This is a genomic window from Pseudogemmobacter blasticus (assembly GCF_003071405.1).
GTDB classification, from domain to species: domain Bacteria; phylum Pseudomonadota; class Alphaproteobacteria; order Rhodobacterales; family Rhodobacteraceae; genus Pseudogemmobacter; species Pseudogemmobacter blasticus.
Map to the genome: position 1 here is coordinate 722,238 of NZ_CP020470.1, position 16,113 is coordinate 738,350.

At 64.5% G+C, this 16,113-nt stretch carries 14 protein-coding genes; 12 read left to right on the forward strand and 2 right to left on the reverse strand.

From position 1 onward, the window contains the following. Nucleotides 1–113: 113 nt before the first annotated feature. Both ppsR and B6K69_RS03475 read right to left on the reverse strand, forming a co-directional pair. On the reverse strand, nt 114–1,502 hold the full coding sequence (ppsR, locus tag B6K69_RS03470; protein ID WP_412917557.1) for a transcriptional regulator PpsR: 1,389 nt from the start codon (nt 1,500–1,502) through the stop codon (nt 114–116). A gap of 76 nt (nt 1,503–1,578) precedes the next feature. Next, nucleotides 1,579–2,439 (reverse strand): cobalamin B12-binding domain-containing protein, encoded by an 861-nt coding sequence (locus tag B6K69_RS03475; protein WP_108642795.1) that lies wholly within the window; start codon nt 2,437–2,439, stop codon nt 1,579–1,581. A 277-nt stretch (nt 2,440–2,716) separates the two neighbouring features. Between B6K69_RS03475 and bchF the strand changes: the two genes are divergently transcribed. The 12 genes from bchF (at nt 2,717) to acsF (ending at nt 16,058) form a co-directional block, all read left to right on the forward strand. After that, entirely contained in the window at nt 2,717–3,226 is a 510-nt protein-coding gene (gene bchF, locus B6K69_RS03480) for a 2-vinyl bacteriochlorophyllide hydratase (protein WP_164681873.1), read from the forward strand. Beyond that, nucleotides 3,223–4,497, forward strand: a complete 1,275-nt coding sequence (locus B6K69_RS03485) for a ferredoxin:protochlorophyllide reductase (ATP-dependent) subunit N (protein WP_108642796.1) — start codon at nt 3,223–3,225, stop codon at nt 4,495–4,497. The genes bchF and B6K69_RS03485 overlap by 4 nt, the downstream gene beginning before the upstream one ends. Next, nucleotides 4,494–6,065, forward strand: coding sequence for a ferredoxin:protochlorophyllide reductase (ATP-dependent) subunit B (bchB, locus tag B6K69_RS03490; RefSeq protein WP_108642797.1), 1,572 nt, complete (start codon nt 4,494–4,496; stop codon nt 6,063–6,065). Before B6K69_RS03485 ends, bchB begins: the two co-directional genes overlap by 4 nt. Continuing rightward, the gene (locus tag B6K69_RS03495; RefSeq protein WP_108642798.1) at nt 6,055–9,642 is read left to right on the forward strand and encodes a magnesium chelatase subunit H; all 3,588 of its coding nucleotides are present in this window, start codon (nt 6,055–6,057) and stop codon (nt 9,640–9,642) included. Before bchB ends, B6K69_RS03495 begins: the two co-directional genes overlap by 11 nt. Before the next feature lie 25 nt (nt 9,643–9,667). Further along, nucleotides 9,668–10,570, forward strand: coding sequence for a ferredoxin:protochlorophyllide reductase (ATP-dependent) iron-sulfur ATP-binding protein (gene bchL, locus B6K69_RS03500; protein WP_107674525.1), 903 nt, complete (start codon nt 9,668–9,670; stop codon nt 10,568–10,570). Between the two features lie 3 nt (nt 10,571–10,573). Continuing rightward, complete coding sequence (gene bchM, locus B6K69_RS03505) at nt 10,574–11,242, forward strand: magnesium protoporphyrin IX methyltransferase (RefSeq protein WP_108642799.1); 669 nt, start codon at nt 10,574–10,576, stop codon at nt 11,240–11,242. Further along, nucleotides 11,239–12,678 (forward strand): PucC family protein, encoded by a 1,440-nt coding sequence (locus tag B6K69_RS03510; protein ID WP_107674527.1) that lies wholly within the window; start codon nt 11,239–11,241, stop codon nt 12,676–12,678. The genes bchM and B6K69_RS03510 overlap by 4 nt, the downstream gene beginning before the upstream one ends. Before the next feature lie 15 nt (nt 12,679–12,693). Further along, on the forward strand, nt 12,694–13,464 hold the full coding sequence (puhA, locus tag B6K69_RS03515) for a photosynthetic reaction center subunit H (protein WP_107674528.1): 771 nt from the start codon (nt 12,694–12,696) through the stop codon (nt 13,462–13,464). A 68-nt stretch (nt 13,465–13,532) separates the two neighbouring features. Next, on the forward strand, nt 13,533–14,174 hold the full coding sequence (puhB, locus tag B6K69_RS03520; protein ID WP_108642800.1) for a photosynthetic complex putative assembly protein PuhB: 642 nt from the start codon (nt 13,533–13,535) through the stop codon (nt 14,172–14,174). 12 nt (nt 14,175–14,186) lie between these two features. Beyond that, nucleotides 14,187–14,654 carry a photosynthetic complex assembly protein PuhC gene (gene puhC / locus B6K69_RS03525; protein WP_108642801.1) on the forward strand — a complete coding sequence of 156 codons (468 nt, stop codon included), beginning with the start codon at nt 14,187–14,189 and terminating at the stop codon, nt 14,652–14,654. A gap of 10 nt (nt 14,655–14,664) precedes the next feature. Then, complete coding sequence (locus B6K69_RS03530; RefSeq protein WP_107674531.1) at nt 14,665–14,961, forward strand: hypothetical protein; 297 nt, start codon at nt 14,665–14,667, stop codon at nt 14,959–14,961. After that, entirely contained in the window at nt 14,958–16,058 is a 1,101-nt protein-coding gene (acsF, locus tag B6K69_RS03535) for a magnesium-protoporphyrin IX monomethyl ester (oxidative) cyclase (protein WP_108642802.1), read from the forward strand. The genes B6K69_RS03530 and acsF overlap by 4 nt, the downstream gene beginning before the upstream one ends. The last annotated feature ends 55 nt before the right edge of the window (nt 16,059–16,113 follow it).

The following is a 16,113-nucleotide window of genomic DNA, read 5'->3' on the forward strand; positions in this document are numbered from 1 at the left end:
AAGCGCGACCAGATAACGCAGCCGCGCGTCCCCTGCCCTTCTCCCCGGTCAGAATGAAAAAAGGCGCGCCCTGCGGCACGCCTTCCGAACCCGATGCGTCAAGCCGGTCCCGGCTATTCGCCGTCCTTATTCAACAGCCCGTATTTGCGAAGTTTTACATACAGGGATTGCCGTGACAGGCTGAGCATATCGGCCGCTGCCACGCGATTGTTGCGCGTCAGTTCCAGCGCCGTCTCGATGCACATCCGCTCGATCACGTCGGTGGTTTCGGCAACGATTTCCTTCAAGGTCGAGGCCCCGACCAGCTCCATCACGTTGCGCGCACCGTCTTCGCCCATGCCGCCGGGCGATCGGCGCATCGAATCGGCACGGCTGGCGTCACGGACCACCAGCGCCAGCACCGGATTCGGCCGGTCATTCAACCAACTGGCCGAGATTTCCACCGCAATCTGCCCCGAGAAATCGGTGGTCAGGCGCGTGGCATACATCCGCAGATGGCCGGTCCGCTTGACCGTATCCAGAATGACCCGCAAATCGACCGACCCGCGCACCAGATAGTCAGACAAGGCGCGCCCGCGCACCATCGAGATATTGGCGGCATCGACCAGATTCAGGAAGGATTCATTGGCCGCCCGGATCACGCCTTCCCCATCGGCGAAGACGATCCCGTCAACACCCTCGTGATAAAGCCGCCCCAGAGCATCGCCCAGATCGTCGGTCACGGGCACGGCGTCGCTGGCATCAAGCTGGCACAGAACGATGCGTTCGCCCGCAGCGCGGAACACTGTCGGCGTCAACACCACCCGACGCTGCGACCGGCGCACGATCAGTTCGATCGGGGCCGCACGTTCCGACACAGCCAGGGTTGACAGCGCTTCAAGCAGTTCGCCCCGGCGGCGCCCCTCGAATTCCTGCGCAATCGGCGCGCCCAGCAGTTCGGACCGCGATCCGCCCAGAATCTGCGCGGCGGCAGGGTTCAGGTCGGTCATGCGGCCCGTGGACATACTGACCATCACCACCGGATCGCGGCTGATCTCCATCAGAACGCGGTAGCGCGTATCCATCTCGCGCTGCGATTCATAGTCGCGCTCAAGGGCCAGTTGCGCCGAAACCAGTTGCTGCTGCACCTCGGCAACGGGGCGAAGGTCATGGCCCAGCATCAGGATGGAATCATCCTGTGACACCCGATGCAGCGAGTATCGGACCGGGAAGGTCCAGTTCTCGCGATCGCGGTGGTTCAGTTCCATCGTCACCGGAACACGCTGCTCGGCGCGCAGATCGGGAAGCCGGGCTTCGAACTTGGCAAGGCTATCGGGTGCCAGCACATCGGACAGCGCCAGCCCCTCCCAATCGCCAACCTGCCCGAAGCTGCGGTGCAGCGGATTGACCAGAACGGAAAGGATGCGCCGTTGCGGAGAAACCAGCAGCGCAATGTCGGATGCAGATGCCAGTATGTCTGTAAGAAGATCCGGCGCGATCAGCGGAATCTTCCCCATGTTCATCAGATGGCGACCGTCCGTGGTCAAATCAGCACCATTGCGCTACACATATCGCCCTGACTGATCGCCAGGGCCTCCATCACACCGCAGGCCTTGCCGACTTGGCACTGCCATCCAACCCAAGTGCCGCCAGCGCGACCTCCAGGTCCTGGGTTGCGACATCCACGCCAAGACGCGCAGCAATATCCGTTTCGGATTCAAGAATTGCACCGCCAACGGCGATCCGCACATCATTTCCCAAACCCTCACGGATCGTCTCCACGAAGTTGCAGCAAATATCAAGGTTTTCGTGGGCCCCAAGCGACAGCATCGCAGCGTCAAAATGCCTGCGAAGCACCAATCGGCGTAAATCCCCCACATCCGGGCCTATACAGACACAGACCGAGACACCCCTGCGGCGCAACTGGGCGGCCAGAACACACGCCCCGAGTGTATGCTGCTCTCCCAAAGGCAAGACCAGCAGGACGGTCCCAGCACCGCTGCCATGCAGCGAATCTGCGCGCCAATCGTGGCTGATGTCATGCAGGATGGCCTGCAGCCGGGCCGACCCGATGCTGACCTTGGCAAAGGTCGCCTCATCGCGATGCCACATTTCCCCCAGGCGACGCGCCACATCGGGAATGAACTCATCCGCCAGCATTTCGGGGGTGACACGAGCCCGGCGCATTTCAGCCCTCAGAGCCTCGAACGAAACCGGCTCAGCCTCCGTGACCACCGTCAGGAAGTAATCGAAAAATCCTCGCCTGACGTCCGCGCCCACTTCCGCATCTTTCGCAACCAGACGCGCGACCACATCGGCCGCAAACCGGAGTACCTCGCCAATGGCGGACCCGGCACACTCGGAAACACCATCGGACTGTGCCGCGCCCCCTGTTGTCACCGGGGCAGAAGAGGCACCGCCAGATCGGGACACGACCGGAGAGCCATAGGTGTTTTCCATACCGCCTTGCTCCGACACAGCCCCAAGTGTCAGTGTTCCGCAACAGCCCCGAGTTGTCAAAGAAAATTGACACTTCTTGGCGGAATCCGCACAGAACAGCACAAACAGCCCCCAGCAACCGCGTATTTCAGGAAGTTATCGCCTGTTTTCCGGCCGCGCAGTCGCGCCAGCGGAAAAAAGCCGCACCCCATGTAACCTTGGCGATGTAAGTTTTGATTGACACTTCCGCCTGCACGCTTACCCTTTGCCACAAGACCCAGGAAAGGGAAGCGCTGCCGTGGAATCGGCCCTGCCGAAAAACTCAACCCGCAAACGCCTTTACACGGAAGAAGAGCGGGCGCGCCGTGATGCGACGAAGTGGACGCTGGTGCAGGGGATTCTGGCCCCGCTCCAGTTCCTCGCCTTCGGCATCTCGCTTGCGCTGGTGCTGCGCTTCCTGTGGACAGGCGAAGGCTATGCGGCCGCGACGGCCTCGATCATCGTCAAGACCGGGTTTCTTTATGTGATCATGGTGACGGGCGCGATCTGGGAGAAGGTGGTGTTCGGCCGCTACCTGTTCGCCCCCGCCTTCTTCTGGGAAGACGTGTTCAGCATGGGTGTGATCGCCCTGCACACGGCCTATCTCTGGGCCCTGTTCACCGGGCAGCCGCATCAGGTGCAGATGTACATCGCTCTGGCGGCCTACTCGACCTATGTGATCAACGCGGGCCAGTTCGTGTGGAAACTGCGCGCGGCCCGGCTGGACGCCGAAGCCGAGGCACGCACTTCGGGCGGGGTGCCGGCATGAGCCTGGATCTTCCCGCAAAGGGGTGCCGCGAAACGCCGGTTCTCAAGGAACGCGGCCAGCGCGAGGTGTTTTGCGGCCTGACCAGCATCGTCTGGCTGCACCGCAAGATGCAGGACGCCTTCTTCCTGGTCGTCGGCAGCCGCACATGCGCGCATCTGCTGCAAGCCGCCGCCGGCGTGATGATCTTCGCCGAGCCGCGCTTCGGCACCGCGATCCTTGAAGAAAAGGATCTGGCCGGTCTCGCCGATGCCAATACCGAACTTGACCGCGAAGTCGCCCGGCTGCTGGAACGCCGCCCCGACATTCGCCAGTTGTTCCTGGTCGGCTCCTGCCCGTCCGAGGTGATCAAGCTGGATCTTCACCGCGCGGCGGAACGGCTGACCGCGATCCACGCGCCGCATGTGCGGGTGCTGAACTTCACCGGATCGGGGATCGAAACCACCTTCACCCAGGGCGAAGATGCCTGCCTTGCGGCCATGGTGCCCAGCCTGCCGGCCACCCAGGCGCGCGAACTGCTGGTCGTCGGCGCCCTGCCCGATGTGGTGGAAGACCAGATGGTCGATCTGCTGGCGAAGCTGGGAATCGGCCCCGTCCGCATCCTGCCGGCGCATCGGTCGGCCGAAACGCCTGCGGTCGGGCCGAACACGGTCTTCGCGCTGGTGCAGCCCTTCCTGGGCGACACCCACGCCGCGCTGGTCCGGCGCGGGGCACGGCATATCCCGGCGCCCTTCCCCTTTGGCGAAGAAGGCACCACCGCCTGGCTGCGCGCCGTGGCAGACGAATTCGGCGTCAGCCGTGACCATTTCGAAGCCGTCACCGCCGCCCCCCGCGCCCGTGCGCAAAAGGCGGTGGCCGCACATGCCGAAACCCTGCGCGACAAGACGCTGTTCTTCTTCCCAGACAGCCAGCTTGAAATCCCTCTGGCCCGTTTCCTGGCCCGCGAATGCGGGATGCGCCCGCTGGAAGTGGGCACGCCTTATCTGCACAAGGAACTGGTCGGCCCCGATCTGGACCTTCTGCCCGAAGGCCCGGTGCTTAGTGAGGGACAGGATGTCGAGCTTCAGCTTGACCGCCAGGCGGCCGCCGCGCCGGACCTGACGGTTTGTGGTCTGGGGCTGGCCAATCCGCTGGAAGCACGGGGCTTCACCACGAAATGGGCGATCGAACTGGTGTTCACGCCAGTGCATTTCTACGAACAGGCAGGCGATCTGGCCGGTCTGTTCAGCCGCCCGCTGCGCCGCAAGGCACTTCTGAAAGGGGGCGCGGCATGAAGCTGACGCTCTGGACCTATGAGGGACCGCCGCATGTGGGGGCAATGCGCGTCGCCACCGGCATGAAGGGCCTGCACTATGTGCTGCACGCCCCGCAGGGCGACACCTACGCCGACCTGCTGTTCACCATGATCGAGCGGCGCAATCATCGCCCGCCGGTCAGCTATACCAGCTTTCAGGCGCGCGATCTGGGCGCCGACACGGCCGATCTGTTCAAGGCCACCGCGCGCGAGGCACACGCCCGGTTCAAGCCGCAGGCGATGCTGGTTGGCGCGTCTTGCACGGCTGAACTGATCCAGGACGATCCCGGTGGTCTGGCCGAGGCGCTGGACCTGCCCTGCCCGGTCATTCCGCTGGAACTGCCGTCCTACAGCCGCAAGGAAAACTTCGGCGCGGACGAGACCTTCCACCAGCTTGTGCGCGCGCTGGTCAAGCCGATGCCCCGCACGGACGAAGTGACGGCGAACCTGCTGGGGGCCACCGGCCTTGGCTTCCGCCACCGCGATGACGTGACAGAAGTGACGCGGCTTCTGGCGCTGATGGGCATCAAGGTGAACGTGGCGGCCCCGATGGGCGCGTCGCCCGCAGACATTTCCCGCATGGGGCAGGCGCATTTCAACGTGCTGCTTTACCCCGAAACCGGCGAAGGCGCGGCACGCTGGCTGGAAAAGCACTGCGGCCAACCCTGGACGAAGGTCGTCCCCATCGGCGTTGGCGCCACGCGCGATTTCATCCATGAAGTCGCGGGCCTGGCCGGCGTTTCTCCGCAAGTGGATGAAAGTGGGCTGCGGCTGCCGTGGTGGTCGGCCTCGGTTGACAGCACCTATCTGACCGGCAAGCGCGTGTTCATCTTCGGCGACGCCACCCACGCCATGGCCGCCGCCCGGATCGCCGCCACCGAGATAGGGTTCGAGGTGGTCGGGCTGGGATGCTACAACCGCGAATTCGCCCGCCCCATGCGGGCCGCCGCCAAGGCCTACGGGCTTGAGGCGCTGATCACCGATGACTATCTCGAAGTGGAGCAGGCCATTGCCGCCGCTGCGCCCGAGATGATTCTTGGCACGCAGATGGAACGCCACATCGGCAAGCGTCTGGGTATTCCCTGCGCCGTGATTTCCGCGCCGGTGCATGTGCAGGACTTCCCCGCCCGCTATTCGCCGCAGATGGGCTTTGAAGGCGCGAATGTCATCTTCGATAGCTGGATTCATCCGCTGGTCATGGGGCTGGAAGAACACCTGCTGACCATGTTCCGCGAAGATTTCGAATTCCACGACGAAGCCGGCGCCAGCCATCACGGCGGCAAGGCCGATCTGCGCGAGATCAATGCAGCACCCGCTGAAGTGGTGAAAACTGCACCCGAAACCGCTCAGGCGGTCGCGCCGGTCGAAATGCCCGTCGCGACGGGTGAGCCGGTCTGGACAGCCGACGCCGAACGCGAACTGCGGAAGATTCCGTTCTTCGTGCGCGGCAAGGCAAAGCGCAACACCGAGAAATACGCCGTGGAACGTGGCGTCATGACCATCAGCAAAGACACCCTCTACGAGGCCAAGGCCCATTATGCGCGATGACATCCACACATCGCCCGACCTGACCGCGCCGGGTTCGCCCGACGGGGCTTATCGTTTCGTGATCGTCACGCTGGACGCCCATGCCGCCGGCCCTGCCCTGCGCATCGCCCCCCGGCTGGAGACAGATTTTCCGGGGATCGAGATTTCGGTCCATGCCGCGGCCGAATGGTCGGAAAACCCGGCAGCCCTGTCGCGTGCCAAGCAGGCCGTGAACGAAGCCGACTTCGTGATGGCGAACCTGCTGTTCATTGAAGAACACATCAACGCCATCCTGCCCGAACTTCAGGCCGCCCGCGACCGCGCCGACGGTTTTGTCGGCATCGTGGCGGACCCGGCCATCGTCAAGCTGACCCGGCTGGGCGATCTGGACATGTCCAAGCCCGCCTCGCCGATGATGCAGCTTCTGAAGAAGCTGCGCGGCAACAAGGAGCCTTCGGCCAGTTCCGGCGAAAAGCAGATGGCCATGCTGCGCCGCCTGCCCAAGATGCTGCGTTTCCTGCCCGGCAAGGCACAGGACCTGCGCGCCTGGTTCCTGTCGATGCAATACTGGCTTGGCGGATCGGACGACAATCTGGAAGCGATGATCCGCTTCCTGGTCAGCCGCTATTCCGGCAAGCGCGATTGGGCCAAGGTCAAGGCGGCCGCACCGATCGACTATCCCGATGTCGGGCTGTATCACCCGGATCTGGCCGCCCGCATCACCACGGATGCCGCCGATCTGCCCCGCCCCGAAGGCGCGGTGGCAACGGTCGGGCTGCTGATGCTGCGCAGCTACATCCTTGCCTCGGATACGGCGCATTACGACGCGGTGATCCGCGCCTTCGAGGCGAAGGGCATCGCCTGCCTGCCCGCCTTTGCCGGCGGTCTGGACGGGCGCCCGGCCGTTGACGCCTATTTCCGGGGCCGCATCGACGCCATGGTTTCGCTGACCGGCTTCAGCCTTGTCGGCGGCCCGGCCTATAACGACAGCCCCGCCGCGGTAGAGCTGCTCAAGGCGCTGGACGTGCCCTATGTGGCGGCCCATCCGCTTGAGTTCCAGTCGCTGGGGCAATGGGCGCAAAGCGGCGGCGGACTTGGGCCGGTGGAAACCACCATGCTGATCGCGCTGCCAGAGATTGACGGCGCGACCAATCCCACGGTGTTTGCCGGCCGGCATGATGCCAATGGCTGCACCGGCTGCCCGCGGCAATGCCCCGCCCCCTGCGCCGAAGCGCTGGCCGCCCGTGCCATGTCGCCCTGCACCGAACGGATCGCCGCGCTGGCCGACAAGACGCTGCGACTGGCCCTGCTGCGCCGCAGTCAAGTGGCGCAGCGCAAGGTCGGAATCGTGCTGTATGGCTTCCCGCCCAATGCCGGGGCGGCGGGCACGGCAGCCTATCTGTCGGTCTTCGAAAGCCTGCTGAACGTGCTGCACGCCATGAAGGCCGAAGGCTATGACGTGGACCCGCCCGAAACGGTCGAGGCGCTGCGCGAGTCGGTTCTGGGCGGCAGTGCGTCGATCTATGGCCAGCCTGCCAACGTGGCCGCAATCGTTCCGGCTTCGGACGTGGTGGCGCGCACCCCCTGGCTGAAGGATGTCGAATCCGCCTGGGGCCCTGCCCCGGGCCGGATGCAGACCGACGGGCGGGGCGTCTTCGTCCTTGGCCGGCAGATGGGCAAGGTGTTCATCGGCCTTCAGCCGGTGTTCGGCTATGAGGGCGACCCGATGCGGCTGCTCTTTGAAAAGGGCTTCGCGCCGACCCATGCCTTCACCACCTTCTACCGCTGGCTGCGCGAGGATTTCGGTGCCGACGTGCTGCTGCATTTCGGGATGCACGGCGCATTGGAGTTCATGCCCGGCAAGCAGGCCGGCGTCGGGGCGGGCTGCTGGCCCGACCGGCTGATCGGAAACCTGCCGAATGTCTATCTTTACGCCGCCAACAACCCGTCCGAGGCGACCCTTGCCAAGCGCCGGTCGAACGCGGTGATCGTCACCCACCTGACCCCGCCGCTGGCGCAGTCAGGCCTTTACAAGGGCTTGGCCGACCTGAAAGACAGCCTGTCGCGCTGGCGCGGCCTGCAACCCGATGCGCCCGAGCACGAGGAACTGTCCGAACTGATCCGCGAACAGGCCAGATCTGTGGATCTGGACGCCAGCGACATGGACCAGCTTTGGGTCAAGCTGCTGGAAACCGAAGGCGCCCTGATCACCGACGGTTTCCATGTGGTTGGCCGCAAGATGACGGACGTGAACCGCAAGGCGATGCTGGACCTGATGCCCGCAGGGGCCGATCTGGCAACCGCGGACCGGCTGATGCAGGAAGACCACGAGATTCCCGCCCTTCTGCGGGCCCTGTCGGGCCGCTTCATCGCGCCGGTGCCGGGGGGCGACCTGATCCGCAGCCCGGAAATCCTGCCGACGGGCCGCAACATCCATGCCTTCGACCCGTTCCGTATGCCCACGGCCTATGCTCTGCAAGACGGCGCCAAACAGGCCGCGCGCCTGATCGCCGCCCACCCGCGCCTGCCGCGCACGGTGGCGCTGGTGCTGTGGGGCAGCGACAACATCAAGTCGGACGGTGGCCCCATCGCGCAGGCGCTGGCGCTGATCGGCGCGAAACCCCGGTTTGACCATTACGGTCGCCTGGCCGGCGCTGACCTGATCCCGCTTGCCGAACTGGGCCGGCCGCGGATTGACGTGGTGATGACGCTGTCGGGCATCTTCCGCGACCTGCTTCCCTTGCAGACCCGGATGCTGGCCGAAGCCGCCTACAAGGCCGCCACAGCCGACGAACCGGAATCGCAGAATTTCATCCGCGCCCACGCGCTGACCTTTGCCCGGCAGATGAACGTGGGCATGGAAACCGCTGCGCTGCGGGTGTTCTCGAACGCCGAGGGCGCCTACGGGTCGAACGTCAACAATCTGGTGGGCAATTCCGCCTTTGGGGACGAGGACGAGCTGGCCGATGCCTATCAGGCACGCAAGTCCTTTGCCTATGGGGTGAACGGCAAGCCCACTCAGAACTGCGACCTTCTGAAACAAGCCCTTTCGACCGTGGATCTGGCATACCAGAATCTGGAGTCGGTCGAACTGGGTGTGACCACGGTGGACCATTATTTCGACACGCTGGGTGGCATCGCCCGGGCGGTCAAGCGGGCCCGCGGCGGCGAGGAAACGCCGGTCTATATCGGTGACCAGACCCGCGGCGGCGGCACTGTCCGCACGCTGAAGGACCAGATCGCGCTGGAAACCCGGTCGCGCAGCCTGAACCCCAAGTATTTCGAGGGGCTGCTGAAACACGGCGCCGAAGGCGTCCGCCAGATCGAGGCACAGGTGACCAACACCTTCGGCTGGTCGGCCACCACCGGCCATGTCGAGCCCTGGGTCTATCAGCGCCTGTCCGAAACCTTCGTGCTGGACGAGGCGATGCGCCGCCGTCTGGCCGGTCTCAACCCCGAAGCCTCCAGCCGCATGGCGCAGAAACTGCTGGAAGCCTCGGATCGCAACTACTGGCAACCCGATGCCGAAACGCTCGCCGCCCTGCAACGCGCCGCGGATGAGCTGGAAGACAGACTTGAAGGAGTTGCCGCCGAATGAAACGCCAATGGAAAGGGCCCTGTGCATGAGCCCCCGTGACGACATTCCAAACCTGAGCGGCCTTGACGGTGAAGGCTCGGTCCAGGTCCATCAGGACGCCAACCTCAAGATCGAGGGGGCCAAGGTCTTTTCCGTCTACGGCAAGGGCGGGATCGGCAAATCGACCACCTCGTCGAATCTGTCGGCGGCGTTTTCCATGTTGGGAAAACGCGTGCTGCAGATCGGCTGCGATCCCAAGCATGACAGCACCTTCACCCTGACCGGGCGGCTGCAGGAAACGGTGATCGACATCCTCAAGTCGGTTGATTTCCACGCCGAGGAGCTGCGCCCCGAGGATTTCGTGACCACCGGCTTCAACGGCGTCATGTGCGTCGAGGCGGGCGGCCCCCCCGCCGGCACCGGCTGCGGCGGCTATGTCGTCGGCCAGACGGTCAAGCTGCTGAAGCAGCATCACCTGCTGGAAGACACCGACGTGGTGATCTTCGACGTGTTGGGCGATGTGGTCTGCGGCGGCTTTGCCGCGCCCCTGCAACACGCCGACCGCGCGGTGATCGTGACCGCGAACGACTTTGACAGCATCTATGCGATGAACCGCATCATCGCCGCCGTGCAGGCCAAGTCGAACAACTACAAGGTCCGTCTGGCCGGTTGCGTCGCCAACCGCTCGCGCGAAACGAACGAGGTTGACCGCTACTGCGACCGCGTCGGTTTCAAGCGGCTGGCGCATATGCCCGACGTGGATGCGATCCGCCGGTCGCGCCTGAAAAAGAAGACGCTGTTCGAGATGCCGGACGAGGAAGACATCGTTCTGGCCCGCGCCGAATACATCCGGCTGGCCGAAACGCTGTGGCGCTCGGTCAACGAACCGCCCGTGCTGCCAACCTCGCTGCCCGACCGCGAAATCTTCGAACTCCTGGGTTTTGACTGAGCCATGACCGACTACTCCACCACACGGCAAAGGGTTGAGGACTACTTCGACCGTTCCGCCACCAAGGTGTGGGAGCGGCTGACCTCGGACGCCAAGGTCAGCCGGATCCGCCAGACCGTTCGCGAAGGCCGCGACCGGATGCGCGCGATCATGCTGTCGCGTCTGCCGCAGGATCTGGCCGGGCTGCGGGTGCTGGATGCCGGCTGTGGCACCGGGCTGATGACGCAGGAACTTGCCGCCCGCGGGGCAGACGTGGTGGCGGTGGACATCTCGCCGCAACTGATCGGCATCGCCGAAGACCGCCTGCCCGCCGCCCTGAAGCCGCGGGTTGCCTTCCATGCCGGCGACATGACCGACGACCGGCTTGGCCGGTTCGACTATGTGCTGGCGATGGACAGCCTGATCTATTACCGCGCCCCCGACATCGGCCAGATCCTGACCCGGCTGGGGCGCCGCACCTCGCAGGCCATCGTCTTCACGGTTGCGCCGCGCACACCCTTCCTGATGGCGTTCTGGAGCATGGGAAAGCTGTTCCCCCGCGCAGACCGCTCGCCGGTGATGATCCCTCACTCCTTCCCGACTCTGGTGCGCCATTCCGGCGACAGCCTGACCCGGGTCGAGAGGGTCAGCCGGGGCTTCTACATTTCCGAGTGTCTGGAGTATCGGCCATGATTCTGAAGAAGAAGCACCTTCAGGCCCTCGGCTCGACCTGGATGCCTTTCGCGGATGCGGCCTCGGACGGGCTGCCGCTGAACCAGCTTTTGCGGCTGAGCCTGTTCCAGGTCTCGGTCGGCATGGCACAGGTGCTGATGCTGGGCACGCTGAACCGGGTGATGATCGTCGAACTTTCGATCCCGGCCATGCTGGTGGCGGCGATGATCGCCATTCCGGTGCTGGTCGCCCCCTTCCGCGCCCTGCTGGGCCACCGTTCCGACACCCACCGTTCCGCCATCGGCTGGAAGCGCGTGCCCTTCCTGTGGTTCGGTTCGCTCTGGCAGATGGGCGGGCTGGCGATCATGCCCTTCGCGCTGATGGTGCTGTCGGGCGACCAGACGCTTGGCCCGCTATGGGCGGGCGAGGTTCTGGCCTCGCTTGCTTTCCTGATGACCGGGCTTGGGATGCACATGACGCAGACCGCCGGTCTGGCGCTGGCCTCGGACCGCGCCGATGACGAGACACGCCCCCGCGTCGTGTCGATGCTCTACATCATGTATCTGCTGGGCATGGGCATCTCGGCGGTGATCGTCGGCTTCCTGCTGCGCGACTTTGACCCGATCACGCTGGTCCGCGTGGTGCAGGGCTGCGGCGCGGCGACGATGGTGCTGAACCTGATCGCGCTGTGGAAGCAGGAAAAGGTGCGGCCCATGACCAAGGCCGAACGCGAAGAACCGCGTCCGCGCTTCCGCGATGCCTGGGCCGACCTGATGGCCGGTGGCACCGCCGGGCGGCTGCTGGCGGTGGTGGTGTTCGGCACGCTGGCCTTCAACATGCAGGACGTTCTGCTGGAACCCTATGGCGGTGAAATTCTTGGGCTTTCGGTCAGCCAGACCACGCTTCTGACGGCCGCCTGGGCCGCCGGCGCGCTGGTCGGCTTCCTGTTGTCGGCCCGCTGGCTGATGCGCGGCACCGATCCCTACCGTCTGGCGGCGCGCGGCATCCTGGCCGGCATCGCCGCCTTCTCGGCGGTGATCTTCGCCGCCCCGCTCGACAGCGGCGCCTTGTTCTACACTGGTGCCGCCGGCATCGGCTTCGGGGGCGGCCTGTTCGGCATCGCCACCCTGACCGCGGCGATGAAAATGCCGACAGGCAGCGTCCATTCGGGCATTGCCCTTGGCGCCTGGGGCGCGGCCCAGGCAACGGCGGCAGGGTTCGCCATCTTCCTGGGCGGCACGCTGCGCGATGTCGTCTCTCACTTTGCCATGGCCGGTGGCTTTGGCACTGGTCTTGAAGACCCCTCTCTTGGCTACTCGTTCGTGTATCACCTTGAGATCGGTCTGTTGTTTACCACCCTTGCCATTCTCGGGCCGCTGGTCCGGCTGGCACCTCTTCACACCACGAAACCGGCATCCGACGCAGGCGAACTTCGCCTCGCCGAATTCCCAACCTGAAACCCGGAGGACGAAATGGTTGGCGTGAACTTCTTTGGAGACTTCGACCTTGCAAGTCTGGCGATCTGGTCCTTTTGGGGCTTCCTCGCCTTCTTGATCTACTACCTGCAAACCGAAAACATGCGGGAAGGCTATCCGCTTGAAATGGAAGACGGCAGCGTTGCCCCCAACCAGGGCCTGTTCCCGGTTCCCAAGCCCAAGACCTTCAAGCTGCCGAACGGCCGCGGTGAAATCGTGATGCCCTCGGCAGAGAATGAAGCCGCCCACCGCCGCAACGATCTGGCGCTGGCACGCACCTCGGTTTCGGAAGGCTTCCCCCACGCCCCCACCGGCAATGCGCTGGTGGATGGCGTCGGCCCTGCCTCGTGGGTGCCGCGCCGGGATGAGCCGGAACTGGACGCGCATGGTCACAACAAGATCATGCCGATGGCCCTGGCCAAGGGCTTCAATGTGACGGCTGGGCGCGACCCGCGCGGTCTGCCCGTGCAAGCCGCCGACCTTGAGGTCGTTGGCCGCGTGTCCGAACTTTGGGTGGACGTGCCGGAACAGATGGTCCGTTATCTGGAAATCGACCTGAACTCGGGCAAGAAGCGCCTGGTTCCGATGACCCTGGCCAAGATCTGGGCCGACCGCGTGCGCGTCAACGCCATCGCCTCGGACAGCTTCGAGAACATCCCGGCCACCCGGTCGGCCTCCGAAGTGACCAAGCTCGAGGAAGACAAGATCTCTGGCTATGTGGCCGGTGGCTGGCTGTACGACGCTGACAAGCGCAAGCGCGGCTTCTGATCTGACACTGATGGACGCGGCCCAGCGCCCGGGGCCGCGCCTCTCACCCCGAATACAGGAGGTCTGCAATGTCGGACCATGACGATTTCGCTTTCGAACCCATCAAGGGGCTGCCGGAACGGCCCCCTGTTGGCGAAGACATCCTCTGGCAAGGACGGCCCGCCACCTATGCGCTGGCCCGCGATGCCTACAAGCTGCACTGGATCGCCTTCTATTTCGCGCTGCTGCTGCTGTGGCGCTGCGGCGTGGGCTTGGCCCAAGGTGGCGTGCTCATGGCACTGCAGATCGGGATTCCGACCCTTGTGATGGCGCTGATCGCGCTTGGCCTTGTCTGGCTTCTGGCTTTTGCCCAGGCGCGGACCACCGTCTATACGCTGACCAGCGCCCGTGTGGTGATGCGGATCGGTGCCGCCCTTCCCGTGACCTTCAACATTCCCTTCGCCCAGGTCGGTGCCGCGCATCTTGACCTGCGCCGCGACGGCACCGGCACCATCGCTATGGAAACCACCGGCGCCTCGCGTATTGGCTATCTGACGCTGTGGCCGCACCTGCGGCCCGGCTACGCCCGGCTGACCCAGCCCGCAATGCGCTGCATCCCCGATGCGGCCCCGGTGGCCAAGATGCTGGCAGAGGCGGCGGAAACCCGCATGGCCCGTCCTGTGGTCTCGCGCAGCGAAGGCGGCTCTGCCTCGCCCGTTGCCGCAGCATAAGGGGGGCACAGCATGGATTCCCAAGCCCAGACCCGCCGCCCTGCCCTGCGCAGCCAGCAGAAGGAAATGATCCCGGCCGTGCTGCTGCGCGCCATGTTCGGGATCGCCCTCGCCTCGCTCGTTATGGTGTCCTACGCGGTCTATACCGGCCGCGAAAAGGTGGGCCAGCCCGAGGCTTCGGCCGTGGTCCGCGAAAAGTGGATCGTGCTGGAAGGCAAGGACGCCAAGCATGTCGTCGTGCGCGACACGAATGGCAATGTCCTGATCGACCTGCCCGAAGGCGGCTTCATCACCGTTATCCAATCCGGCGTTCACACCGAGCGCCGCAAGAAAGGGGCAGACCAGACCAAACCCGTCCGCATCGTCGAATATGCCAACGGCCGCCTTGCCGCAGAAGACCCCGAAACCGGCTGGAGCGTCGAACTTTATGCCTTCGGGGCCGACAACAAGGCCGCCTTCCAGAAACTTCTGGACATGTGAGGGGGCACAGATGGGATTCTTCACCAAGCAAACCGAGCGGGTGCCCTGCACCGTCGAAATCTCTCACCGCTTCGAAAGCCTGCACGCCCATGTCCGCTTCAACAACGGCGCGGTCGTGAATCCGGGGGACGAAGTCCTTGTCCATGGCGCGCCGGTTATGGCCGCCTATGGCGAGGTCGTCGTCGAAGACCGCATCGCCACGATCACCCGCGCCTCGACGATCGAGCGCTGGTGGACGCGGCTGACCGGCGATCTGGAATTCATGGAGCTTTGCGAATTCTCCTTCTCGGATGAGGTGACGGTATGAGAGACACTTCCCACGACACCGCCCATGGCGAGTTGCACTCCGAGATTTCGGATCGGTTCGACACCACGGCCATGGCGACCGAAACCACGCTGCTGAACCCGCGGTTCTACACCACCGATTTCGACGAGATGGACCGCATCGACGTGACCCCGGTCCGCAAGGACTGGGACGCGCTGATCGCGCAGATGAAGTCTGACCCGAACAAGGGCCACTTCAAGAAGACGGCCGACTGGGATCACGTTGACTGGGATGGCATGGACCCTGCCCTTCGGGCCGAGTTCATCGACTTCCTCGTATCGTCCTGCACGGCCGAATTCTCCGGCTGTGTGCTGTACAAGGAGATGAAGCGGCGCGGCAACAACCCCGACATCTGCGAGCTGTTCAGCTACATGAGCCGGGACGAGGCGCGCCACGCGGGTTTCATCAACGACGCGCTGCGCGAGGCGGGCGTGGCCGTGAACCTGGGCTTCCTGACCAAGGCCAAGAAATACACCTACTTCCGCCCCAAGTTCATCTACTACGCCACCTACCTGAGCGAGAAGATCGGCTACGCCCGCTACATCACCATCTTCCGTCACCTTGAGGCGAACCCGCAGCACAGGTTCCACCCGATCTTCAAGTGGTTCAAGGAATGGTGCAACGACGAGTTCAGCCATGGCGAGGCCTTTGCCCTGCTGATGCGCACCGATCCGAAGATCACGCAAAGCTGGTCCTCCAAGCTGTGGATCCGCTTCTTCCTGGTGGCTGTCTATTCCACCATGTGGGTGCGCGATCATGCGCGGAAGGATTTCCACAACGCGCTTGGCGTCGACATCGACTGGTATGACCAGGAGGTCTATCGCAAGACCTCGACCATCGCTCGGCAGGTGTTCCCGCTGGAAATCGACATCGACCATCCGCGCTGGATTCCCAACCTGCGCCGGATGAACGACGCCTTCGTCGCCATGGATGCGGCCCGCAAGCAGGGTGGCACCGCCGGCTGGATCAAGGAGAAACTGGCGGCCGCCCGGGCGCTTCGCGCCTTCGTGTCGCTGTACCTTATCCCGGTCAAGCATCAGACCCCGCCGGCCTCGGTCCGGCTGGAGCCTGCGTATTGACTGGGCGCAAGAATACCGCTGTTCCGGCAGCGGGTGGTCGTGCGGGATGGGCGCG

What these genes read in the sequence shown, in the direction of transcription:
- ppsR (WP_412917557.1), bottom strand. Translation starts at nt 1,502, where the DNA reads ATGAACATGGGGAAGATTCCGCTGATCGCGCCGGATCTTCTTACAGAC.
- B6K69_RS03475 (WP_108642795.1), bottom strand. Translation starts at nt 2,439, where the DNA reads ATGGAAAACACCTATGGCTCTCCGGTCGTGTCCCGATCTGGCGGTGCC.
- B6K69_RS03485 (WP_108642796.1), top strand. Translation starts at nt 3,223, where the DNA reads ATGAGCCTGGATCTTCCCGCAAAGGGGTGCCGCGAAACGCCGGTTCTC.
- bchB (WP_108642797.1), top strand. Translation starts at nt 4,494, where the DNA reads ATGAAGCTGACGCTCTGGACCTATGAGGGACCGCCGCATGTGGGGGCA.
- B6K69_RS03495 (WP_108642798.1), top strand. Translation starts at nt 6,055, where the DNA reads ATGCGCGATGACATCCACACATCGCCCGACCTGACCGCGCCGGGTTCG.
- bchL (WP_107674525.1), top strand. Translation starts at nt 9,668, where the DNA reads ATGAGCCCCCGTGACGACATTCCAAACCTGAGCGGCCTTGACGGTGAA.
- bchM (WP_108642799.1), top strand. Translation starts at nt 10,574, where the DNA reads ATGACCGACTACTCCACCACACGGCAAAGGGTTGAGGACTACTTCGAC.
- B6K69_RS03510 (WP_107674527.1), top strand. Translation starts at nt 11,239, where the DNA reads ATGATTCTGAAGAAGAAGCACCTTCAGGCCCTCGGCTCGACCTGGATG.
- puhA (WP_107674528.1), top strand. Translation starts at nt 12,694, where the DNA reads ATGGTTGGCGTGAACTTCTTTGGAGACTTCGACCTTGCAAGTCTGGCG.
- puhB (WP_108642800.1), top strand. Translation starts at nt 13,533, where the DNA reads ATGTCGGACCATGACGATTTCGCTTTCGAACCCATCAAGGGGCTGCCG.
- puhC (WP_108642801.1), top strand. Translation starts at nt 14,187, where the DNA reads ATGGATTCCCAAGCCCAGACCCGCCGCCCTGCCCTGCGCAGCCAGCAG.
- B6K69_RS03530 (WP_107674531.1), top strand. Translation starts at nt 14,665, where the DNA reads ATGGGATTCTTCACCAAGCAAACCGAGCGGGTGCCCTGCACCGTCGAA.
- acsF (WP_108642802.1), top strand. Translation starts at nt 14,958, where the DNA reads ATGAGAGACACTTCCCACGACACCGCCCATGGCGAGTTGCACTCCGAG.